The organism is Curtobacterium sp. AC272 (assembly GCF_979258155.1).
On sequence record NZ_OZ409838.1, the window covers coordinates 1,277,104 to 1,298,774 of the forward strand.

Annotated in this window: 19 protein-coding genes and 6 pseudogenes; 5 read left to right on the top strand and 20 right to left on the bottom strand. The window is 71.2% G+C overall.

The genetic code is table 11. From position 1 onward, the window contains the following. Window positions 1-34: 34 nt before the first annotated feature. Together ACZZ0J_RS06325 and cls are read left to right on the top strand one after the other, a co-directional pair. Window positions 35-523: a YajQ family cyclic di-GMP-binding protein gene (locus ACZZ0J_RS06325; RefSeq protein WP_111084269.1), complete on the top strand. Its 489-nt coding sequence runs from the start codon at window positions 35-37 to the stop codon at window positions 521-523. Window positions 524-528: 5 nt separating this feature from the next. Beyond that, window positions 529-1,988: pseudogene (gene cls, locus ACZZ0J_RS06330) on the top strand (cardiolipin synthase). A 39-nt stretch (window positions 1,989-2,027) separates the two neighbouring features. On the opposite strand, the gene ACZZ0J_RS06335 reads toward cls, so the two are convergent. The 4 genes and pseudogenes from ACZZ0J_RS06335 to ACZZ0J_RS06350 all read right to left on the bottom strand — a co-directional run bounded on the left by ACZZ0J_RS06335 (window position 2,028) and on the right by ACZZ0J_RS06350 (window position 6,459). Continuing rightward, entirely contained in the window at window positions 2,028-2,978 is a 951-nt protein-coding gene (locus tag ACZZ0J_RS06335) for a DUF418 domain-containing protein (protein WP_463435526.1), read from the bottom strand. A 167-nt stretch (window positions 2,979-3,145) separates the two neighbouring features. After that, window positions 3,146-4,518, bottom strand: a pseudogene (locus tag ACZZ0J_RS06340) (FAD-dependent oxidoreductase). A gap of 86 nt (window positions 4,519-4,604) precedes the next feature. Continuing rightward, on the bottom strand, window positions 4,605-5,681 hold the full coding sequence (locus tag ACZZ0J_RS06345) for a polyprenyl synthetase family protein (RefSeq protein ID WP_123338846.1): 1,077 nt from the start codon (window positions 5,679-5,681) through the stop codon (window positions 4,605-4,607). Between the two features lie 32 nt (window positions 5,682-5,713). Continuing rightward, window positions 5,714-6,459, bottom strand: a pseudogene (locus ACZZ0J_RS06350) (class I SAM-dependent methyltransferase). A gap of 153 nt (window positions 6,460-6,612) precedes the next feature. Between ACZZ0J_RS06350 and ACZZ0J_RS06355 the strand changes: the two are divergent. After that, window positions 6,613-7,872, top strand: coding sequence for an isochorismate synthase (locus ACZZ0J_RS06355; protein WP_463435528.1), 1,260 nt, complete (start codon window positions 6,613-6,615; stop codon window positions 7,870-7,872). 96 nt (window positions 7,873-7,968) lie between these two features. On the opposite strand, the gene ACZZ0J_RS06360 is transcribed toward ACZZ0J_RS06355, so the two are convergent. The 9 genes and pseudogenes from ACZZ0J_RS06360 to ACZZ0J_RS06400 form a co-directional block, all read right to left on the bottom strand. Then, window positions 7,969-8,838, bottom strand: a complete 870-nt coding sequence (locus ACZZ0J_RS06360; RefSeq protein WP_463435530.1) for a thiamine pyrophosphate-binding protein — start codon at window positions 8,836-8,838, stop codon at window positions 7,969-7,971. Continuing rightward, window positions 8,817-10,061 carry a thiamine pyrophosphate-binding protein gene (locus tag ACZZ0J_RS06365; protein ID WP_463435532.1) on the bottom strand — a complete coding sequence of 415 codons (1,245 nt, stop codon included), beginning with the start codon at window positions 10,059-10,061 and terminating at the stop codon, window positions 8,817-8,819. The genes ACZZ0J_RS06360 and ACZZ0J_RS06365 overlap by 22 nt, the downstream gene beginning before the upstream one ends. 198 nt (window positions 10,062-10,259) lie before the next feature. Further along, entirely contained in the window at window positions 10,260-11,069 is an 810-nt protein-coding gene (locus tag ACZZ0J_RS06370) for a UbiA family prenyltransferase (RefSeq protein ID WP_463435534.1), read from the bottom strand. After that, window positions 11,063-11,482 carry a hypothetical protein gene (locus ACZZ0J_RS06375; protein ID WP_463435536.1) on the bottom strand — a complete coding sequence of 140 codons (420 nt, stop codon included), beginning with the start codon at window positions 11,480-11,482 and terminating at the stop codon, window positions 11,063-11,065. Before ACZZ0J_RS06375 ends, ACZZ0J_RS06370 begins: the two co-directional genes overlap by 7 nt. Window positions 11,483-11,511: 29 nt before the next feature. Next, a complete protein-coding gene (locus ACZZ0J_RS06380; protein ID WP_463435538.1) occupies window positions 11,512-12,186 on the bottom strand; it encodes a hypothetical protein in 675 nt (224 codons plus the stop codon). A 129-nt stretch (window positions 12,187-12,315) separates the two neighbouring features. Beyond that, window positions 12,316-12,474 (bottom strand): hypothetical protein, encoded by a 159-nt coding sequence (locus ACZZ0J_RS06385; protein WP_463435540.1) that lies wholly within the window; start codon window positions 12,472-12,474, stop codon window positions 12,316-12,318. Between the two features lie 157 nt (window positions 12,475-12,631). Then, on the bottom strand, window positions 12,632-13,183 hold the full coding sequence (locus ACZZ0J_RS06390) for an enoyl-CoA hydratase-related protein (RefSeq protein ID WP_463435542.1): 552 nt from the start codon (window positions 13,181-13,183) through the stop codon (window positions 12,632-12,634). A gap of 154 nt (window positions 13,184-13,337) precedes the next feature. Then, a pseudogene (locus ACZZ0J_RS06395) lies at window positions 13,338-13,616 on the bottom strand (enoyl-CoA hydratase-related protein); the annotation flags it as partial. A gap of 5 nt (window positions 13,617-13,621) precedes the next feature. Then, on the bottom strand, window positions 13,622-14,032 hold the full coding sequence (locus ACZZ0J_RS06400) for a hypothetical protein (protein ID WP_463435544.1): 411 nt from the start codon (window positions 14,030-14,032) through the stop codon (window positions 13,622-13,624). 134 nt (window positions 14,033-14,166) lie between these two features. On the opposite strand from ACZZ0J_RS06400, the pseudogene ACZZ0J_RS06405 reads away from it, so the two are divergent. Continuing rightward, window positions 14,167-15,159, top strand: a pseudogene (locus ACZZ0J_RS06405) (o-succinylbenzoate synthase). A 106-nt stretch (window positions 15,160-15,265) separates the two neighbouring features. Here ACZZ0J_RS06405 and ccsA (ACZZ0J_RS06410) read toward each other — a convergent pair. Continuing rightward, window positions 15,266-15,610, bottom strand: coding sequence for a cytochrome c biogenesis protein CcsA (ccsA, locus tag ACZZ0J_RS06410; protein WP_463435546.1), 345 nt, complete (start codon window positions 15,608-15,610; stop codon window positions 15,266-15,268). Further along, window positions 15,571-15,921 carry a cytochrome c biogenesis protein CcsA gene (ccsA, locus tag ACZZ0J_RS06415; protein WP_463435548.1) on the bottom strand — a complete coding sequence of 117 codons (351 nt, stop codon included), beginning with the start codon at window positions 15,919-15,921 and terminating at the stop codon, window positions 15,571-15,573. The genes ccsA (ACZZ0J_RS06410) and ccsA (ACZZ0J_RS06415) overlap by 40 nt, the downstream gene beginning before the upstream one ends. A gap of 183 nt (window positions 15,922-16,104) precedes the next feature. Between ccsA (ACZZ0J_RS06415) and ACZZ0J_RS06420 the strand changes: the two genes are divergently transcribed. After that, window positions 16,105-16,254, top strand: coding sequence for a hypothetical protein (locus ACZZ0J_RS06420; protein WP_463435550.1), 150 nt, complete (start codon window positions 16,105-16,107; stop codon window positions 16,252-16,254). Between the two features lie 61 nt (window positions 16,255-16,315). On the opposite strand, the gene resB is transcribed toward ACZZ0J_RS06420, so the two are convergent. The 5 genes and pseudogenes from resB to ACZZ0J_RS06445 form a co-directional block, all read right to left on the bottom strand. After that, complete coding sequence (gene resB / locus ACZZ0J_RS06425) at window positions 16,316-18,025, bottom strand: cytochrome c biogenesis protein ResB (RefSeq protein ID WP_463435552.1); 1,710 nt, start codon at window positions 18,023-18,025, stop codon at window positions 16,316-16,318. Continuing rightward, the gene (locus ACZZ0J_RS06430) at window positions 18,009-18,707 is read right to left on the bottom strand and encodes a cytochrome c biogenesis CcdA family protein (protein WP_123292336.1); all 699 of its coding nucleotides are present in this window, start codon (window positions 18,705-18,707) and stop codon (window positions 18,009-18,011) included. Before ACZZ0J_RS06430 ends, resB begins: the two co-directional genes overlap by 17 nt. A gap of 45 nt (window positions 18,708-18,752) precedes the next feature. After that, on the bottom strand, window positions 18,753-19,427 hold the full coding sequence (locus ACZZ0J_RS06435; RefSeq protein WP_463435554.1) for a TlpA family protein disulfide reductase: 675 nt from the start codon (window positions 19,425-19,427) through the stop codon (window positions 18,753-18,755). Next, window positions 19,424-20,079, bottom strand: a pseudogene (locus ACZZ0J_RS06440) (histidine phosphatase family protein). Before ACZZ0J_RS06440 ends, ACZZ0J_RS06435 begins: the two are co-directional and overlap by 4 nt. Window positions 20,080-20,147: 68 nt before the next feature. Then, window positions 20,148-21,638: a SulP family inorganic anion transporter gene (locus ACZZ0J_RS06445; protein WP_194646419.1), complete on the bottom strand. Its 1,491-nt coding sequence runs from the start codon at window positions 21,636-21,638 to the stop codon at window positions 20,148-20,150. Window positions 21,639-21,671 lie beyond the last annotated feature (33 nt).

Consider the following 21,671-nt stretch of genomic DNA (forward strand, 5'->3'; position numbering starts at 1 on the left):
ACCGTGCCTCCAGTCCGCCGTTAGGCTGTCCGGCATGGCAGACAGTTCCTTCGACGTGGTCAGCAAGGTCGACAAGATGGAGGCGGAGAACGCCCTCAACCAGGCGGCCAAGGAGATCGAGCAGCGGTACGACTTCAAGGGCGCGGACGCGTCGGTCGCCTTCAGCGGCGAGGACGTCCTCATCAAGGCGAACTCGGAAGAGCGCGCGAAGGCCGTCCTCGATGTCCTGCAGAGCAAGGCGATCAAGCGCAACATCAGCCTGAAGAGCCTCGACGCCGGCGACCCCTACCCCTCGGGCAAGGAGTACCGCATCGAGGTGAAGTTCAAGAACGGCATCGAGCAGGACGTCGCGAAGAAGATCGGTGCGTTCCTGCGGGCCAACGCCCCGAAGACCGTGAAGAGCCAGATCCAGGGCGACGAACTGCGGGTCTCCTCGAAGAGCCGCGACGACCTCCAGAACACGATCCAGCTCCTCAAGGGTGAAGAGTTCGACGTCCCGTTGCAGTACATCAACTTCCGCTGACGTCCGTGGAGCACTGGCTCACCGTCGCGATCACCGTCCTGGCCGTCCTGCTGGACCTGGCGATCCGCGTCTTCTCGATCATCTACGTCCCGATCAACCGGAAGCCGCAGACGGCGACCGCCTGGTTGCTGGCGATCTTCCTCATCCCCTACATCGGCTTCATCGTCTTCCTGGTCATCGGGTCGACGAAGCTGCCGCGTGCGCGGCGTGAGAAGCAGACCGAGATCAACGCGTACATCCTCGAGCAGACCGAGGGCATCGAACGCGTGCGCCGTGACCACCCGTGGCCGTTGTGGCTCGAGAGCATCACCACGCTGAACCGCGAACTCGGCGCGATGCCGCTGGTCGGCGGCAACTCGGCGGAGCTCTACCCCGACTCCGAGGAGTCGATCGCGGAGATGACCCGGGCGATCGACCAGTCGCGCCAGTTCGTCCACGTCGAGTTCTACATCGCGACGCTCGACGACACCACGCGACCGTTCTTCGACGCGCTCGCCCGCGCACAGGCCCGCGGCGTCACCGTCCGGTTCCTGCTCGACCACTGGGCCAGCCGCGGTTACCCCGGGTACAAGGACACGCTGGCGTTCATGGACCGCGCCGGCATCGAGTGGCACCTCATGCTCCCGCTGCTGCCGCTGCAGGGGAAGTTCCAGCGCCCCGACCTGCGCAACCACCGGAAGATCATGGTCATCGACGGCTCGGTCGCGTTCACCGGGTCGCAGAACCTGATCGACCCCTCGTACGACATCAAGTCGCACATCGAGAAGGGCATGGTCTACAAGGACCTGTTCGCCCGGTTCGAGGGACCGGTCGTCGCGGGGTTGAACGCCCTGTTCGTCACCGACTGGTACAGCGAGACCGACGAACTGCTGCTCCGCGAGAGCGACCCCGTCCAGCGGGCCGACCGCGGCGACGCCCTCGACTGCCAGGTGGTGCCGTCCGGGCCCGGGTTCGACGGCGAGAACAACCTGCGCCTGTTCAACGCGCTGCTCTACTCAGCGCAGAAGAAGGTGTCGATCACCTCGCCGTACTTCGTGCCGGACGACTCGATGCTCTACGCCATCACGACGACCGCCCAACGCGGCGTCGAGGTCGAGCTCTTCGTCGGCGAGATGGGCGACCACGCCATGACGTGGCACGCGCAGCGCTCGTACTACGAGGACTCCTCCGCGCCGGCGTGCGGATCTGGCTGTACCGGGCACCGACGATCCTGCACGCCAAGCACTTCACCATCGACGACGAGGTGTCGGTGATCGGGTCGAGCAACATGGACATGCGCTCGTTCAGCCTGAACCTCGAGGTCTCCGTGATGGTCCGAGGCCACCGCTTCGTCGACGCCCTGCGCGAGGTGCAGGACGCCTACAAGGAGCACAGCTTCGAGCTGACGCTCGACGAGTGGGTCGACCGTCCGCGCCGGTCCAAGGTGCTCGACAACGTCGCGCGGCTCACGGCAGCGCTGCAGTAGCGGACGACCGGGAGGCGCGGCTCGGCCCGGCAGGGGCGCTCAGCGCATCGGGACGGTGGACGCCAGGGCCGCGACGGCCCGCTCGAGCGGGCCCCGGCCGAGGAACCGGCGCCAGACCATCGCGAACACGACCGAGCCGAGGGCGAACCAACCCCACGCCTCGGCCGACTCCGGGTACTCGGACAGCATCGCGATCACCACGAGGTGTCCCGAGTAGATCGTCAGGGGCATCGACCCGACGGCGGCGAGCGGGAACGCGATCCGCTCGGCGAGCCGCCCGCGCCCGTCGAACAGCAGGGTGCAGAGCGCGATGACCGCCACCGCCACCCCCGCGGTGCCGATCACGTCGACCGTCGTCGACGAGTGGTCGCGCGGTGACAGGAAGAGCTGGGCGAGGGCCTCGGCCGGCGTGCTGCCCTCGGCGGCGTACGGGACCCCCGGGAACGCGAACGCGGCCCCGGACGGAAGCGGCGCGATGACCGTGCCGACGACGTACGCGGTGGCGGCGACCAGTGCGCCGGACGCGAGGAGCACGACCTGCCGGCCACGATCCTCCAGACCGGACCGGGCGACGGCGAGACCGACCAGGACGTACGCCAGGAAGGTGACCACGGGGTAGACCAGGCCGAGCTGCTGTCCGACCATGCCCGCATCGGCGTAGGCCGGTGCGGTCGCGACGGCGACGATCGGCGACAGCACGGCGCAGGCGCCCGCGATGGCGAGGAGCCACGCCGGGCGGACCCGGAGCACCGGGATCACCAGCAGGAACAGCACTCCGTACGTCGGCAGGATGACGTAGACGGGGGTGTCCAACGCGATGAGCACGAAGCCGATGGCGACGACCGCCGCGGCCCGGACCGCCAGGCGCGCCCGGACCCGCCCGATCGTCGGGGTCCTGGCGGAGTCGTGCGACCGCTCGTCAGCCCGATCGAGACGCCGGCGAGGACGGCGAACAGCGTGGACGGGCGCCCGTGCGCCACGGCGGACCACGTCGAGGGATCGGACCAGTCGAGCTGGTCCGCGATGCCGCCGATGTGTGCGGCCATCATGCCGAGCAGCGCGACGGCCCGCGCGACGTCGACGCCCTGCAGTCGCACGCCGGACGCGGACGCGCCCGCACCGCGGTGCGCGGGACGGGCGCGTGTCGGTCATCGGTGTCAGTTCGTGGGCACGTCGACGCGACCGAGGGACACGTCGATCATCTCGTCGCGGGGCACGACCTTGATGCGCTCACGGCCCTCGGCAGCACCGAGCGCGAGCTCGTGGGTGTCCAGGTGGTGCCAGCCCGCGAGGTCGGTGTACTCGACACCGCGCTCGCGGAGCAGCGCCGGGATCGCACCCTCGGAGGGTCCTCCGGCGTCCACCAGCTCGCCTGGTCGTTGACGATGTGCTGCACGGTCTCCATGGCATCGGACTTCGTGTGGCCGATGAGACCGACCGGGCCGCGCTTGATCCAGCCGGTGGCGTAGACGCCCGGGATCTGCTGGTTGTCGTCGTCGAGGACCTGGCCCTCGTGGTTCGGGATGACGCCGTGGCGCTCGTCGAACGGCAGCCCGGGCAGCGGGGAACCGAAGTAGCCGACGGCACGGTAGGCCGCCTGGATCGGGATCTCACGGATCTCGCCCGTGCCCTCGACACCGCCCTCGCCGTTCGGCCGGGTGCGCTCGTACCGGATCGCGGTGAGGTTGCCCTGCTCGTCGCCGACGAACTCGGTCGGCTTCGCGTAGAAGTGCAGGTGCAGCCGCCGGCTCGCCTGGCCGGTCTCGCGGGTGCGCCACTGCTCGAGCACCCGGTTGATGACCATGACCTGCTTGTTCGTGGCGATCGCGGTCTTCGACGCCTCGTCGTGGTCGAAGTCCTCGTCGTAGACGACCATGTCGACGTCACGGACCTCGCCGAGCTCGCGGAGCTCGAGCGGCGTGAACTTGACCTGGGCAGGACCACGGCGGCCGAAGACGTGGACGTCCGTGACGGGCGACGCCTTGAGGCCCTCGTACACGTTCGCCGGGATCTCGGTCGGCAGCAGGTCGTCGGCGTGCTTCGCGAGGATGCGGGAGACGTCGAGCGCGACGTTGCCGACGCCGATCACCGCGACGCTCTCCGCCGTCAGCGGCCAGGTGCGCGGGACGTCGGGGTGGCCGTCGAACCAGCTGACGAAGTCGGCGGCACCGTAGGAGCCCTGGAGGTCGACGCCGGGGACGTCCAGGTCGGCGTCCTTGATCGCGCCCGTCGAGAAGACGACCGCGTTGTAGTGCTTCTTCAGGTCCTCGAGGGTGATGTCCTCGCCGAAGCGGACGTTGCCGAACAGCCGGACGACACCGCGGTCGAGCACGTCGCGAAGGGCGTTGACGATGCCCTTGATCCGCGGGTGGTCGGGGGCGACGCCGTACCGGACGAGTCCGTACGGCGCGGGGAGCTGCTCGAACAGGTCGATCGACACGTCGTGTCCGTGGGCCTCGCGCAGCAGGATGTCCGCGGCGTAGATGCCGGCGGGTCCGGCGCCGACGATGGCGATTCGGAGGGTGGGCACTGATCGTCTCCAGTTCGTTCGGGTGGGGTGCTCCCGGTGGTGCGTCCCGCGCGGCGACCGTGGGGCCGTCCGGTCGCGGGTGGTGTTCAGCGGCTGCGGTCGACGACGGAGTCGGCGAAGCGGGTGAGTGCCCGCTTCACGGTGCCGTCGGGCAGCGGGGCGAGGGCGTCCACGGCGTCGCGGGCCCAGCGGACCGCGACCGTGCGCGTCGACGCGGTCGCCTCGTGGTCGCGCAGTGCGGCGACGGCCGACTGGTACGGCACGGAGCCGACCGCGTCGTCCGGGGCGCCGTTCACGTCGCGCTCGATGCGCTGGACGAGGTCCTGCGCCGCCGGGTCGGTCGCCGCGTGCCGCCGCAGGTGCAGCATCGGCAGCGTGTCGACGCCGGCACGGAGGTCGTTGCCGGCGATCTTGCCGGTCTTGTCCGTCGCGGGTGCCAGGTCGATGACGTCGTCGACGAGTTGGAAGGCGACGCCCACCTTCTCGCCGAAGGTCCCGACGGCGTCCAGGTAGGCACGGTCGGCACCGGAGAACATGACGCCGGCGCGGGCTGCGGTCGCGATGAGCGAGCCGGTCTTGTCGCTGAGCACCTGGATGTAGTGCTCGACCGGGTCGTCGTCGGGCTGCGGGCCGGTGGTCTCGTGCAGCTGCCCCATGCAGAGGCGCTGGAAGGTCTCGGCCTGCATCCGGATGCCCTCGGTGCCGAGGTCGGCGGTGATGAGGCTGGCGCGGGCGAAGAGCAGGTCGCCGGTCAGGATCGCGACGTTGTTGCCGTACGTGATCTGCGCTGCGGGGACCCCGCGGCGGACGGGCGCTTCGTCCATGACGTCGTCGTGGTAGAGCGACGCCAGGTGCGTCGTCTCGATGCTGACGGCGGCCTTGACCACGGCGTCGGTCACCCCGTCGCCGAGCTGCGCGATGAGCAGCGTCAGCGTCGGACGGATCCGCTTGCCGCCCGCGGACAGCAGGTAGCGGCTCGTGGTGTCGGCGAGGGTGTCCGTGGACCGCATGGCGTCCTCGAGTCCCTGCTCGACGAGCTCGAGACCGTCGTCGACGGCGGCGATGAAGCGGCGGTCGGCGGGCGTGGCGAACAACCGCTCGCCGATGCCCAGCGAGGCGCGGAGGCTCGGCGCGCGACGTGCGACCGGGACGCTCGGATTCAAGTGCTGCTCCGTCTTCGGGGGATGGTGACCGGTCAGTCGTCGGCCGGGTCGACGCGCGGCTGCTCGCCGGTGCTCTGGTGGTCGCGGCGTGCCTTCGCACGACGGGCCGCGGACTCGCGCACCGTGTCGGCGACGGGCTTGCGGCCACGGTGCAGTGCGACGATACCGGCCGTGAGGTTGCGGTAGGCGACCACGGAGAACCCGACGCCGCGCAGCCACTGGGTGAGGACCTGCTGGTCCGGCCACGCGTCGATCGACTCGGCGAGGTAGCGGTAGGCGGCGGGGTTGCTGCTCGAGAGCTTCGCGATGCCCGGGAGCACGCGCTTCAGGTAGGTGCCGTAGCCGAGGCGCAGCAGCGCGCGCGGCGGGGTCGAGAACTCGCAGATGACCACGCGGCCACCGGGCTTGAGGACCCGCAGCATCTCGGCGAGCGCCTGCTTCGGGTCGTTCACGTTGCGCAGCCCGAACGAGATCGTGACGGCGTCGAACGTGTCGTCGTCGAAGGGCAGGTGCTCGGCGTCGCCCTCGACGAAGGTGATCTCTGGGTGCCGCTCGCGACCGACCGCGATCATGCCGGCGGAGAGGTCGAGCGCGCTGACCTCTGCCCCTTCTTCGCGAAGGCCGCGGCACTCGTCCCGGTGCCCGCGGCGATGTCGAGGACCTTCTCGCCGGGCTGGGGGTCGACCGCGCGCACCGTGGCGACACGCCACAGCGGTGCGTTGCCCGCCGACAGGATGTCGTTCGTGAGGTCGTACTTGGCCGCGACGTCGTCGAACATCGCCGCCACCTCGTCCGGCCGCTTGTTCAGGTCCGCTCTGCTCACCCGACCAATCCTAGAGGTCCCGACCGTACGTTCACCGGACTCGCAGCAACGGCTCGCGTGACTGGCGGACGGCCGGGCGTCCGACCGACCGCGCGTAGCATCGGAGTCGTGACCCGAACCACCACGGCGGCGCCCCCGCTGACGGTCTCCACCCGGATCCTCGACGACCCGGGCACCGTCCTCCGCCACACCCTGCGCGACCGTCCCCTGGCCTTCGTCCGGAACGGCGACGGCATCGTCGGGATCGGGGAAGCGCTGCGGTTCACGTTCACCGGACCCGACCGGATGCGCGATGCCGCCGCGGTGTGGCGCACCGTCGTGGAGTCGGCCGTCGTCGACGACCCGGTGCAGTTGCGCGGCTCGGGCCTGGTCGCGTTCGGCTCCTTCGCCTTCGCCGACGACTCCGCCGACGAGAGCGTCCTGATCGTCCCGCGCGTCGTCATCGGCCGTCGGCGCGGCAAGGCCTGGCTCACGGCGATCGACACGACCGTCGGCGCCGAGCCGCTCGCGTTCACACGGACCTCGGTACCGGTCCCCCACGTCGGACCGCACGTCTCCGTCGCACTGCGCCCCGGCCGGATCGACGAGGCCGCCTACGCCGCGAACGTCGCCGAGGCCGTGCGGCGCATCGCCGCCGGGAGCGCGCAGAAGGTCGTCCTCGCCCGCGACCTCGTCGGCGTGCTGCCAGCGGACGCCGACCGTCGTGCCGTGCTGCTCGACCTCGCCGCCGCCTACCCGCAGTGCGTCACGTTCGCCGTCGACGGCCTGGTCGGCGCGACCCCCGAGACCCTCGCCCGCACCGACGGCACCCGGTTGACGGCGCGGGTGCTGGCCGGCAGCGCTGCACGCGGTGCCGACGAGGTGTCGGACCGCGCCGCTGCCGAAGCCCTCGCCGCCAGCGCGAAGGACGTCGAGGAACACGCGTTCGCGATCGACAGCCTGCTCGCTTCGCTCCGCCCGCTCGTCACCGAGTTGCGCGCTGATCCCGAGCCGTTCCGGCTGCAGCTGCCGAACCTGTGGCACCTGGCGACCGACGTGCAGGCGACGCTGCCGCCCGACACCACCTCGCTCGACGTCGCCGACGCCCTGCACCCGACGGCCGCCGTCGCGGGCACCCCCACCGACGTGGCCGTCCGGCTCGTCGCCGAGCTCGAGGGCGTCGACCGCGGCCGCTACGCCGGCCCGGTGGGCTGGATGAGCGCCACCGGCGACGGTGAGTGGATGCTGGCGCTCCGCAGCGCCCGGATCGACGACGACGGCACCGTCCGGGCCTGGGCGGGTGCGGGCGTCGTCGCGGGGTCGGAACCCGCGCGTGAGGTCGCCGAGACCGCCCTGAAGTTCCGACCGGTCACCGACGCGCTGGCCTGAGCGGCGCGGCGGCCACGCGGCCCCGCGGTCGCGCTGCGCCGGCCCCGCGCCGCGTTGCGCCGGCCCCTCACCGCGTTGCGCCGGCCCCTCACCGCGTCAGTCGGCCAGCGGGACCTCGATCACGACCCGCTCGGCCGGGTCGGTGAGCACCCGCTCGAGGTCGCCCCACGTCTCCGCGCGGCGGTACTCCCAGCCGAGGCCGGTCACGACCCGTTCGAGGTCGACGTGCTGCGGGGTCGACATCATCCGGCGCATTTCCTCTGGTGGGGTGGTGCGTGCCACCTCGAGCCCACGGAAGATCGCGCCGCCGTGGTCGTTGCCGACGACGACCTGCACCCGGTGCGTACGTTCCTCTGTCCCGGTGACGAACGCCCCGAGGTCGTGCAGCAGGGTCAGGTCGCCGAGCAGCACGCGCGTGGTGCCGACCGACGCCGACGACTGTTCGAGGGCCGCGGCGATCCCGAGGGCCGTCGACACGGTGCCGTCGATGCCGGCGAGCCCACGGTTCGCGTGCACCCGGATCTTCTTGCCGAGCACGCGCCCGTCGGCGACGCGGATGATCTGCGAGGCACCGAACACGAGCCGGTCGTGCGGCCACGTCACGCCCCACACGGCGTCGGCGAGCATCGCGCGGTCGACGGGTCGGCGGCGGAGGGCGACCTCGTCGCGCAGGAACTTGTTGCGTTCGGCGCGGTCCGGGGAGCGCTTGGCGCCGAGGTCGGGTCCGGCGTCACCGTCGCCGAGCAGCTGCCGGCTCGCACCGACCCAGCGGCCGACCCACGCACGGTGCTCCGGCCGGGTCCGGCCCGTCACGCGGACGTCGGACACGAAGGTGGTGTCGGAGGGCCGGGAGGCGCGGGCCGGGTCGAAGGGGTCGGCCGCGTGTCCGCGGACCACGAACGTCTCGACCCCCTGCCGCTGCAGGAGCGCTGGGACCTCACGACTCAGGGTGGGATGGCCGAGCACGACGGCACGACGGACCGCGCCGCCGAAGTCCTGGTCGCGCAGGAGTTCGCGGTAGGTGACGACGAGGTTCCGGCCGAACCGTGCGCCGCTGGAGACCTCGGCGAGGAGGGTGCCCCGAGCTCCCACGCGATGCGCTCGGCGTCCTCGCCGGCGTCGTGCCCGGCGATGACGACCGTGCCCGGCTCGTCGTCCGGCGACAGCTCGGCCACCGGGAGTCCGCCGTGCGCACGACGGGTGGCGAACGCGGTGTCCACCTCGTCGTCGGGGACGCCCTGCACGCGCTCGGCGTCGAGGCCGGCGGACAGGGGTTCACGGAACGCGACGTTGAGCTGCGCGGGCCCCGGTTGCCCGGTGTGTCCGGCGGCCGCGGCGACGGCCTGACGGGCCAGGTCACGGAGCGCTGCACGCACCGAGGGGCCGGCTCCGTGCGCGGACGGTGCCTCGACGTCGCGGACGAAGGCGACCGCGTCGCCGAACATCCCCGGCTGGACGGTGGTCTGGTTGCTGCCGATGCCACGGAGCTCGTCCGGCCGGTCGGCGCTCAACACGATCATCGGGACACCGGAGTGGTGCGCTTCGAGGACGGCGGGGTGCAGGTTGGCGACGGCGGTGCCCGAGGTCGTCACGACCGCGGCCGGTCGACCAGACTCCACCGCGAGACCGAGGGCGAAGAACCCGGCGGTGCGCTCGTCGAGCCGGACGTGGACGGTCAGGCCGCCGGCACGCTCGAGGGCGACGGCCGCGAGCGCCAGGGCCTGGGACCGCGAGCCCGGGCTGACGACGACGTCGATGACACCGGCGCGGACGAGTTCCTGCAGCAGCGTCAGGGCAGCGTCCGTCGCCGGACTGCCCGATCCGGCGGGACCGTCAGCGATCGGTGCGGCCGTCGTCGTCTCGGTCGTGGAACTGGTCTTCGAGGTCTCGGAGGGTCGCGTCGTCCTGGTCCTTGTCCGTGAGGGTGTCCCCCGGAACGGGCGTGGTGCCGAGGAAGTCCGGGTCGTCTTCGGGTCCACGGTACCGGGCGGTCGTGCCGGGGACGCCGGCGAGCGGCCGAGCAGGAACCAGAGCACCCCACCGAGGACGGGGAGGACGATCACGAGGAGGATCCAGACACCCCGCCTGAGGGATCGGACACGTTCGCGGGGCATCGTCGCGCAGTCGATGGCCGCGTACACCGTGAAGGCGACAGCGGCGACGACGACGATCAACCACAAGCGGACCATGCCCAGGAGTCTAGGTCGCGAGCCTGTGACGACCCTGCCGGTCGGCCGTCCGTAGACTCGCAGGGTGAAAGCGTGGCTCCTGTACACCCTGGCCCGGCTCGGCATCTTCGCGGCGGCGCTCGTGCTCCTCCTGCTCCTGACCCCGATGCCCTGGTACTGGGCGACGATCATCGCCGCCCTCGTCGGGCTGCTGGTGTCCTACATCGCGCTGGGCTCGGACGCAGGTCGCCCTGAGCCTGGCCAACCGCCGCGGTGGCCCGGAGCGCGATGCGGACACCGACTTCGAGGACGACTTCGTCGACGCGGCGGACACCGACGCCGCGGACGCCCCGACCGTGCGCCCGGTGTCGGACGCCGACCGGCACGCCGCGCGCCGGGACGCCGACGCGGAGTAGTCCGCGGCTGGACGGCGAGCGTGATGCCGAGCACCACGCCGAAGACCAGCGACGCGAACGACGACAGCTGCAGTGCCGTGATGAGTTCACGGGGCTTGCGGGACGACACCCCGATCGCGAGTGCCGGCAGGGCCAGCAGCAGCGAGAAGTACGTGAAGCCCGTGCGGAAGTAGAGCAGGACGAACCAGAGCAGCACGACGTACGGCAGCAGCAGGAACAGGCCGTACAGCACCCGCGCCACCGGTCGTCCGACGACGACGGCCAGGGTGCGCTTGCCGGCGAGACGGTCCTCGTCGATGTCGCGGATGTTGTTGACCATCAGCACCGCGCAGGCGAAGAACCCGGCGGCGACCGCGGCGGCCCACCCGCTCGTAGGTGGCCTGGCCGATGAGCACGTACTGGGTGCCGAGCACGGCGACGAGGCCGAAGAACACGAAGACGAAGACCTCGCCGAGCGCGTTGTAGCCGTAGGGCTTCTTGCCGCCGGTGTAGAACCACGCGGCGACGATGGCGGCGCGCGCCGACGCAGCAGCCACCACAGCTGGGTGAGCACCACGATGACGATGCCGGCGACCGCAGCCAGCCCGAAGAACGTCAGCGCGACGGTCAGCACCGTCCGGGCTTCGCGAGGCCGGCCCCCGTCAGTCGAGCCGGGCCGACGCGGTACTCGTCGGTGCCCGGACCCCGTCGGAGGTAGTCGTTGCTGTGGTTCACGCCGATCTGCAGGAACAGTGCCACCGCCAGGGCGAGCAGTGCGATGGTGAGGTGGCCGTCCTGCGCCAGGAACGCACCGAAGTCGCCCGTTGTGCCGCTGTCGACGAAGCCCACGGTGGTGCCGAGCACCACGGGGACGACGCCGAGCGTCAGGGTGCGGAGCCGTGCCCCGCCGATCCAGTCCCGCGCGGTCGCCCGGCGCTTCGAGCGGACCGGGGCCGCAGCCTTCGCCGGGTTGCTCGACGGCCCTGCTTGCGCGTCGTGTTCTTCGTTCGCGCCATGACCACCGATCCTATCCGCGCCGCGTCGCACTGCATCGCGGTGCCGTGCGCGGTGCCGACCTACCGCGCGCGCCAGGTCCTGGATCGTCCGCCGGTTGCGGGCTTGCCGGACGCGAGCATCGGGGAGCCGGTCGACCACCACCACCGCGGCCGGACGGGCGGCGCGGCCGAGGGCGTCGCCCACGTGGGACCGGACGGTGTCGAGGTCGAGCGGTCGCTCGGTGACGACGACCGGCACCTCGCCCCACTCCCCGAGGCCTCGTCGGGTGACGATCGCCGTGCTGGTCGGAGCAGGTCGCGCACGAGCCGCTCCACCGCGCCGAGCCGGACCTTCTCGCCGCCGGAGATCACCACGTCGTCGAGGCGTCCGAGCACCCGGACCACGCCGTCGGACACCGTGGCGGCGTCACCCGTGCGGTACCAGCGCAGGCCGTCGCGCTCGACGAACGTCGCGGCCGTGCGGTCGTCGTCGCCGAGGTACCCCTCGGCGAGCATCGGTCCCGACAACTGGAGCTCGTCGTCCACCGCGGGGCGGACGGTCCCGAACGGCACGCCGTCGTACACGCAGCCGCCGCTCGTCTCGCTGGCGCCGTAGGTCGTCACGATGCGCACGCCCGCGGCGACCGCCTCGCTCGCGGAGCGCCGCCGGGGTCGCCTGCCCGCCGACGAGGACCGCGTCGAACCTGCCAACGCAGCCGTCGCGCGGTCGTCGTCGAGCACGCGGGCGAGCTGCACGGGGACGAGCGACTGAGCCAGGGCCGCTGTGACCGGTGACGAGCTGGTCCGCGGCGTCCGCGAACGCCGCGGCACCGAAGTGCCCCGGTGCCACGACGACCGGCGTCGTCCCCGCGGCGATCGAGCGGGTCAGGACGTTGAGGCCCGCGATGTAGTGCGTGGCAGTGCCAGCACCCAGCTGCCCGGTCCGCCGAGCGCTGCGTCCGCCGCTGCGGCACCGGCGAGGAGGGCCTCGGACGAGAGGGCCACGCGCTTGCCGGTGCCGGTGGAACCGCTCGTCTCGACCACCAGGGCGACCCGCTGCCGGACGTCGGCAGGTGGCGGGGTCGGCAGCGCCGGTGCCCTTCGGCGACGGGGAGCAGCGCGGGACCGCCGGCGAGCGCTGCCTCCAGACCGCGGAGCACCGCCAGCGGATCCGACGTGCCCAGCGCGACCAGTGGACGGGTCATGCCGGCACCGCCGGGCTCCAGTAGTGCCACGGGAACGACGTCCACTCGGGGGCGCGCTTCTCGAGGAACGAGTCGCGGCCCTCGACGGCCTCGTCGGTGCCGTAGGCAGCCGCGTCGCCTCGCCCGCGAAGACCTGCTGGCCGACCATCCCGTCGTCGACGGCGTTGAACGCGTACTTGAGCATCCGGATCGCCGTCGGGGGACTTGCCGAGGACGATCTCGCCCCAGCGGATCGCCTCGCGCTCCAGGTCCTCGTGCGGGACGACGGCGTTCACGGCCCCCATCTCGTACGCGCGCTGCGCCGAGTACTCCTGTGCGAGGAAGAAGACCTCGCGCGCGAACTTCTGGCCGATCTGCTTGGCGTAGTAGGCGCTGCCGTAGCCGCCGTCGAACGACCCGACGTCGGCATCGGTCTGCTTGAACCTGCCGTGCTCGGCGCTGGCGATGGTCAGGTCGCAGATCGCGTGCAGCGAGTGCCCGCCGCCGGCGGCCCAGCCGGGGACCACGGCGATGACGACCTTGGGCATCATGCGGATCAGGCGCTGCACCTCGAGGATGCTGCAGTCGTCCCATCGACGCCTGCGCGGCCGCGGGGTCGACACCCGTCGGGCGGTGCCCCTCGTCGCCGACGTACTGGTAGCCGCTGCGCCCCCGGATGCGCTGGTCGCCGCCGGAGCAGAACGCCCAGCCGCCGTCCTTCGGACTCGGGCCGTTGCCGGTCAGCAGGACGACGCCGACGCGGGGGTCCTGACGGGCGTCGTCGAGCGCCCGGTAGAGCTCGTCGACGGTGCGCGGACGGAAGGCGTTCCGCACCTCGGGCCGGTCGAACGCGACCCGGACGATCCCCTTCGAGACGTGCTTGTGGTACGTGATGTCCGGAACTGCTCCGCGATCGGAGCCGCGGTCCAGACGTCGGGGTCGAACAGGTCGGAGACGGGAGCAGCCATGCCCCCAGCGTACCGCCGTCGTCGAGGCGCCCATGCCGGTCAGGCGCCCATGCCGGTCAGGACCTCGGGCGCGACGAACACCATGATCACGATGAGGATCACCGGGTTGGCGAAGAAGGCCACCACGACACCGATCGCCCCGTACCACCGGCCGAGGCCACCGACGGCGGCGACGAAGCCGAGCACCGCCGCGATGAGGGTCAGGAACACCACGACGAAGCAGATCCCGAACGCGAACTCGGTGTCACCGCCCATGAAGACCGCGAAGGCGCTGGCGTCCACCGCGGCGGACACCACCGCGAGGCCGAGGGCGATCTTGCCGACGATCGGGCTGCGGCGCCGCGACCCGGCCGTCTGGCGGACGTCGACGGTGTTCTGCTGCATGAGCCGGGCGAACTCGTCGGTGTCACGACCAGGGCGCTGCGCACGCTGCTGCGGTTCCCGCGCCACCGCGCCTCCCTCGTTCCGGACGGTTCGATCCGGGTCGTGACCAGTGCCGACCGGGGCCGACCGATGCATGCTAATGCCCTGCCCTGGCGGTCCCCCTCCGAGGAACCGGCAGGTGCCCTGGGTGCGGTGGGAGGATGGCCGACGTGCTCCCCGACCTCGCCGAACTCACCGCCGACGCGCACGTGGTCGCCCTGCCCATGCGGGTGCGGTTCCGCGGCATCACCACGCGCGAGGCGGTCGTCCTCCGCGCAGGCCCTCGGGCTGGACCGAGTTCTCGCCCTTCGTCGAGCACGACGACGCCGAAGACGCCGCGTGGCTCCGGGGCGCTGATCGACTTCGGGTGGACCGAGCACGAGGCCGCCGCCGACTCCGTGCCCGTGAACGCCACGGTGCCGGCGATCGCCCCGGACCAGGTCGCCGCGCTGCTCGCGCGCTACCCCGGGTGCACCACCGCGAAGGTCAAGGTCGCCGAACCCGGCACCACCGTCGACGACGACGTCGCCCGGGTCGCCGAGGTCCGACGGGTGATGGGCCCCGCGGCCGCCGTCCGGGTGGACGCCAACGGACTGTGGAGCGTCGACCAGGCCACCGAGGCGCTCGAACGGCTTGCCCCCTTCGACCTGCAGTACGCCGAGCAGCCCTGTCGGACCGTGCCGGAGCTCGCCGCGCTGCGGGCACGGATCGACGGACTCGGCCTCCGGATCGCTGCGGACGAGAGTGTCCGCAAGGCCGCGGACCCGCTCGCCGTCGCGCGGGCCGGGGCTGCCGACGTCCTCGTCGTCAAGGCACAGCCCCTCGGAGGCATCACCGCGGCGCGTACGGTCATCGCCGAGGCCGGGTTGCCGTGCGTGGTCTCCAGCGCGCTCGACACCTCGGTGGGACTCGGCATGGGCGCGTTCCTCGCCGCGGCTGCGATGTCCCCGGGGTACGCCGCCGGGCTCGGGACCGCCGCGATGTTCGCGTCCGACGTCACCGCCGACCCGCTGCTGCCGGTCGGGGGCCGCGTGCCGGTGCGACGGGTCGCGGTGTCGGCGGACCTGCTCGACCGGAACGCCGCGTCGCCGGAGCGCACGGCGTGGTGGCTCGCCCGGGTGGCGCGGGTGCACGCCGTACTGGCCGCCGCGTAGACCCGTCTTCCCGGCCCTGCACGCGACCTGGACGACGGACGGGAGGCACGGCGGACCAGCTGGCACCGTGCCTCCCGTCCGGTCCTGGTCGCGACCAAGCACCGCGTCAGTGACGCGCGTCGCTCACAGGCCCGAGTAGCTGTGCAGGCCCTTGAAGAAGACGTTCACGACCGAGAAGTTGAACATCACGGCAGCGAAGCCGATGAGCGCCAGCCACGACGACCGCGCACCGCGCCAGCCGCGGGTCGCACGGGCGTGGATGTACCCGGCGTATGACGACCCAGATGATGAAGGTCCAGACCTCTTTGGTGTCCCAACCCCAGTACCGTCCCCAGGCACGCTCCGCCCACACCGCACCGGCGATCAGGGTGAAGGTCCAGAGGACGAAGCCGACGAGCAGGACGCGGTAGGTCAGGACCTCGAGGCGGTCGGCGTCCGGCGGGGTCGCCATGAAGCGGAGCTTGCCGAGGCGGTCCGGCCCTGGCGGTACGTCTGCACGAGCTGCGCCACCGCGAGTCCCGCACCGAGCGCGAAGAACCCGGTGCCGGCGATCGCCACGAAGACGTGGATGACGAGCCAGTACGACTGCAGCGCCGGCTGCAGCGGCACGACAGGGACCCAGTAGTTCACCGTCGCGATGCCGAGCAGGATGATCGTCAGCCCGGTGATGAAGACGCCGAGGAACTTCAGGTTCTGCCAGAACTGCACGAGCAGGAAGATGAGCGTGATGAGCGCCGTGCCGGTGAGCGAGAACTCGAACATGTTGCCCCGGCACACGGTCGGCCGCGATGCCGCGCAGGACCACGGAGCCGACGTGCAGCACCAGGGCGAGCACGGTCATGGCCATGCCGACGCGCTCGAACTTCGTGCCGCGCCCGGTCGAGCCGCCGGCGTTCGCCGAGGGGTGCCGCGACCGGTTCGAGCACGACGGTGCCGCCCCGGACGGTGGCGACGGTCTTCGCCGAGCGGGCCGCGCCCACCGAGGCGGTCGCCGCAGCGTCGTCCGAGTCCGCACCAGCGTTCTTCGCCGCGGCCGTCACCTCGCCGGAGCGTTTCGCCATGTCCAGCGCGAACGAGATGAACGCGATGACGTAGACCGCCATCGCGGAGTACGTCAGCACGACCGAGTAGGTCGCGAGGTTCGTGGTCATGTCGTTCACTGGGGCATCCTAACTCCGAGGTCCGACGTGTGGCGCTGTGCGATGTCCGCGACGGCTCGTTCGAGGTTGAGGTCCTCACCGCGGGCGAGGCCCGCGTACTCCAAGTCGTACTCGCCGTGCTCTGCGCCCTTGCGGGGGACGACCTTCACCCACACGCGTCGGCGCGGGACGAAGAGCGACGTGAGCAGCCCGAGTGTGGAGAGCAGCGCGAAGGCGGCGACCCACGCCTGCGACGGGTCGTGGTGCACGTCGAGCGACACGTAGCGCTTGACGCCGTCGAAGGTGATCGACCCGGCACCGTTCGGCAGCTTCTTGGTCTGCCCGGGCTCGAGCGCGATGCTCGCCGTGTCGGACTGACGGCCGGCGATCTGCGTGAGGCCCTTGGTGTCGAGCGTGTAGACGCTCTGCGGCACGCCGCTGTCGAGGCCGAGGTCGCCGGTGTAGACCTGCAGCGTCAGCAGCGGGTTCTGCGTGTCCGGGTAGGCGCTCGTGTACGCACCCGAGGCGAGCTTCGACGCCGTCGGGTAGAAGAACCCGACCATGCCGAGCTGGTCCGGCAGCGCGTCCGGCACCTTGATGACGCCGGTGGACGTGTAGTTGGCGTCCTCGGGCAGGAACGGCACGACGTCCTGGAACGCCACGTTGCCCTCGCCGTCGCGTACGGTGACGTTCATCGCGTAGCCGTTGCCGAGCAGGTACACGTTGGTGCCGCCCACGTGCAGCGGGTCGTTCACGCCCAGACGGCTGGTCGTCGAATCGCCGCCCTTCTCCTTGCTCGTCACGGTCGCCGAGTAGTCGAGCGCCTGGCCGAGGGCGTCGAGGTTGCGCTCCTCGTACTTCGTGACGAACTTGTCGAGCGTCAGGTTGTAGCCCTTGAGGTCGGTCTGCTGGAACCAGCGACCCGGGTTGAACGAGTCGTAGGAGCCGAGGACGTTCGAGAACGTCTGCCCCTCGACCAGCAGCCGCTGGCCCGTGAACCCGAACCCGCCACCGACACCGACGGCCAGCAAGACACCGACGAGCGCCGCGTGGAACACCAGGTTGCCGGTCTCGCGCAGGTAGCCGCGCTCCGCGCTCACCGAGTCGCCGAAGCGCTCGACGCGGTACCCGGAGCGCTTCAGGATCGCCATCGCGCGCGTCACCGCGTGCTCGCTGGACGGGAGGCCCGTGGCCGCGTCGATCCCGGTGGTGCCGTCGATCATCGCGTCGGGCTGCACCGCCACGGTGCGGAAGCCCGCCAGTCGCGTCAGGCGGGCCGGGGTCCAGGGTGGACGGGTCCGGAGCGCCTGCCAGTGGTGCTTCGTGCGCGGCACGATGCAGCCGATCAGGGAGACGAACAGCAGCAGGTAGATCGCCGAGAACCACACCGAGGTGTAGGTGTCGAAGACCTGCAGCTTGTCGAGGATCGGGTAGAGCGTCGCGTGGTCGGCCTTGTACTGGACGACACCGTTCGGGTCGGCGGTGCGCTGCGGCACGAGCGAGCCCGGGATCGCCGCGAGGGCGAGCAGCATGAGCAGGAACAGCGCGGTGCGCATGCTCGTGAGCTGTCGCCAGAAGAACCGGAGGGTGCCGACGAAGCCGAGCTTCGGCTGGTTGATGCCGGCGTCGCCGGGGCCGGAGCCGTCGACGTGGTCGGACGGTCGCTGCGGGTCCGACGTGGTGTCGGCGCCCGTCGCTTCGGTTTCGGGATCAGACCGCGGGGACAAAGCTCTGGATCACCGCCCCGACGCTCGACATGACGGCCGACCAGATTCCGGTGACCATGAGCAGACCGATGACGATCAGGATCGCTCCTCCGATGATGTTGACGGTGCGCATGTGCCGCTTCACGGCGCGGATCGCACCGGTCGCCCAGCCGGCCCCGAGGGCGACGAGGACGAACGGGATGCCGAGGCCCAGGCAGTACGCGACGCCGAGCCACATGCCCTGCCAGGCACTGCCCGACTGCACGCTGAGCAGGTTGATGGCCGCGAGGGTCGGGCCGAGGCACGGGGTCCAGCCGAGGCCGAACACGATGCCGAGCAGCGGGGCGCCGACGAGTCCGGTCGCGGGCGTCCAGCTCGGCTTGATGGTGCGCTGCATGAACGTGAACCGGCCGACGAACACCAGCCCCATCGCGATGACGACGACGCCCAGGATCTGCGTGATGAGGTCGCGCCAGCGCACGAGCCAGAACCCGAGCGCGCCGAACACCGTCGTGTACGCGACGAAGACCGCCGTGAAGCCGAGGATGAACAGGAGCACGCCGAGCACGACCCGCCCGCGGCGCTGCCCGCCCTCGGCGATCCCACCGACGTACCCGAGGTAGCCGGGCACGAGCGGGAGCACACAGGGCGACAGGAACGAGACGAGTCCCGCGAGCGCCGCCACGGGCAGCGCAACGGCCATCTGGCCGCTGAGGATCGCCTCGGCGAAGGGGTTGGAGGCCACGGGTCAGGAGGCCTTGCCGGCGTCGACTTCGTCGCTGATCAGGGTCTTCAGGATGCTCGTGCCGTCGACGGCGCCGAGCACACGGGCAGCCACGCGGCCCTTGGTGTCGAGGACGATCGTGGCCGGCACGGCGTTCGGGGCGATCTGACCGGACAGGGCGAGCTGCATCGTGCCGGTCTTCTGGTCGAGGACGGTCGGGTAGTCGACGCCGAACGTGCGCTCGAAGGCGGCTGCGGTCGCTGCCTCGTCGCGGACGTTGACGCCGATGAACGCGACGTCGTCGGCACCGGCGTAGGACTCGTGCACCTCGTTGAGGTACTTCGCCTCGGCGCGGCACGGCGGGCAGCTCGCGTACCAGAAGTTCAGGACGACGACCTTGCCCTTGAGGTCCTTCGACGAGACGGTGTCGCCGTCGGAGTCCTTCGCCTCGAAGTCGACCGCGTCGGACCGCTTGTCGGCGGTGACCTCGGTCACCGCGCCGTCGCCGGAGATGTAGTTCTGGGTGGTGCCGTTGCCGTACTGCTTGGCGAGGCCACCGTTGTCCGACGAGCACCCGGACAGGACGAGCGCCGCGGCGACCGCCGTCGCTGCGAGGACCGCGAACCGCTTGCTGATGACGCTCACACTGCGCGTGCCGTTCACACTGCTCGTGCCGTTCACACTGCTCGTGCCGTTCACACTGCTCCTTCGTCGATGGCGGTCGCGCGCAGCTCCTGCGCGGGATCCGTGTACCCGACCTCGGTGAACCGACCGGTCGACGTGGCGGGTACCCGTTCGACGGTCGTGATGCTCGACAGGTCGCGGCGGCGCTTGCGTGGGTCGTGCCAGAGCGACTCCCCGCGAGCTTCCGGTGGACCGTCCAGATCGGCAGCTGGTGGCTGACCAGGACGACGTCGCCGCCGTCCACGCTCTCCCACGCCGTGGTCATCGCCGCGAGCATGCGGTTCGCGATCGACTCGTACGCCTCGCCCCAGCTCGGCCGGAACGGGTTCGCGATCCAGGGCCACTCCGCCGGACGGCCGAGCGAACGCTTCGTGAAGCCCGGAGGCTGCCCCTCGTAACGGTTCGTCGGCTCGATGAGGCGCTCGTCCAGCGTGACGTCGAGCCCGTACGCGGCCGACCACGGCGCCGCGGACTCCTGCGTGCGCTGCAGCGGCGAGGCGACGATCCGGCGCACGTCGACACCGGCGTCCTTCCACGTGGTCGCCGAAGCGAGGGCCATCTGCTTGCCGAGGTCACTCAGTCCGAAGCCCGGGAGCCGCCCGTACAGGACGCGGTCGGGGTTGTGCACCTCACCGTGCCGGACGAGGTGGAGTCGGGTGGCGGGCATGGGTTCCAGTGTAGGTCGCCCACCGGTGCTCACCGGCCCCACAGCCGATTCACCGGATGCGGAAGCGCTCAGCCGAGCTCGCCCGACAACCGCCCGTGGATGGCCACCGACCCGGTGTTCAGGCCCACGACCTCGACCGTGGACCCGTGCTTGGCGAACCGCTGCTCGACGCCGTCCAGCGCCGCGACCGTCGAGGCGTCGAAGACGTGCGCGTCGGACAGGTCGATGACCACGTGCTCCGGGTCCTCGGCGTAGGAGAACCGCGTGACGAGGTCGTTCGACGACGCGAAGAACAGGGCGCCGCGCACCCGGTACCGCACGGTGCGCTCGTCGACCGGCTCGCGGACGACGGTGACGACGTGCGCCGCCCGGCGAGCGAAGACCAGTGCTGCGACGACGACCCCGACGAGCACGCCGGTCGCGAGGTTCTCGGTCACGACGACCACCACGACGGTGATCAGCATGACGGCGGTCTCCCCGAGGGGCATCCGCCGCAGGGTTCGCGGACGGATGCTGTGCCAGTCGAAGGTCGCCACGCACACCATGAGCATCACGGCGGTCAGCGCGGCCATCGGGATCTCGGCCACGAGGTCGTGCAGCACGATCGTCAGCACGAGCACCGACGCACCGGCGACGAAGGTCGAGATCCGGGTCCGTGCGCCCGCGGTCTTCACGTTGATGACCGTCTGGCCGATCATCGCGCAACCACCCGTACCGCCGAAGAACGCCGACGCGATGTTGGCGATGCCCTGGCCCCAGGACTCCCGCCACTTGCTCGAGCCGGTCTCGGTGATGGAGTCGACGAGCTGCGCGGTCAACAGGGTCTCGATGAGGCCGACGATCGCGACGCCGAACGCGTACGGCGCGATGATCTGCAGCGTCTCGAAGGAGAACGGGGTGAGGATGCCGTTGAACCCGGGCAGTGCGGTGGGCAGTTCGCCCTCGTCGCCGACCGTGGGGACGACGACACTGAAGAGCATGGTGATGCCGGTGATCACGACGACCGCGATGAGCGGCGCCGGGACGGCCTTGGTCAGGAACGGGAAGCCGACGATGATCGCGATGCCGAGGGCGGTGAGCGGCCAGACGACGAACGGGACGTCGGGGCCGAGCAGGTTGGGCAGCTGCGCGGTGAAGATGAGGATCGCCAGCGCGTTGACGAACGCCACGTTGACGCTGCGCGGGATGAAGCGCATCAGGCGGGCGACCCCGAGGAACCCGAGCACGAGCTGGAACACGCCACCGAGCACGATCGCGGGCACGAGGTACTCGATGCCGTGTTCGCGGACGAGCGGCGCGATGACCAGGGCCACCGAACCAGCCGCGGCGGACACCATCGCCGGACGGCCGCCGACGATCGAGATGACGACGGCGATGATGACGCTCGAGAACAGGCCCACCGCGGGGTCGACCCCGGCGACGACGGAGAACGAGATCGCCTCGGGGATGAGCGCGAGCGCGGTGACGACACCGGCGAGGACCTCGCGGGTCAGCATGCGGGGTGAGCGGAGGGCGGTGAGGACGCTCGGGGCCGCCGGCGCATGTGTGATCACGGACATCGCTCGGAACTCTACCCTCACGTGAGGGTAGAG

Bases quoted from the DNA above. Each gene is read 5' to 3' on its own strand.
- ccsA (WP_463435548.1), bottom strand. From the start codon at position 15,921: ATGTTCGAGTTCTCGCTCACCGGCACGGCGCTCATCACGCTCATCTTC.
- ACZZ0J_RS06445 (WP_194646419.1), bottom strand. From the start codon at position 21,638: ATGTCCGTGATCACACATGCGCCGGCGGCCCCGAGCGTCCTCACCGCC.
- ACZZ0J_RS06430 (WP_123292336.1), bottom strand. From the start codon at position 18,707: ATGGCCGTTGCGCTGCCCGTGGCGGCGCTCGCGGGACTCGTCTCGTTC.
- ACZZ0J_RS06365 (WP_463435532.1), bottom strand. From the start codon at position 10,061: ATGGTCCGCTTGTGGTTGATCGTCGTCGTCGCCGCTGTCGCCTTCACG.
- ccsA (WP_463435546.1), bottom strand. From the start codon at position 15,610: ATGGCGACCCCGCCGGACGCCGACCGCCTCGAGGTCCTGACCTACCGC.
- ACZZ0J_RS06325 (WP_111084269.1), top strand. From the start codon at position 35: ATGGCAGACAGTTCCTTCGACGTGGTCAGCAAGGTCGACAAGATGGAG.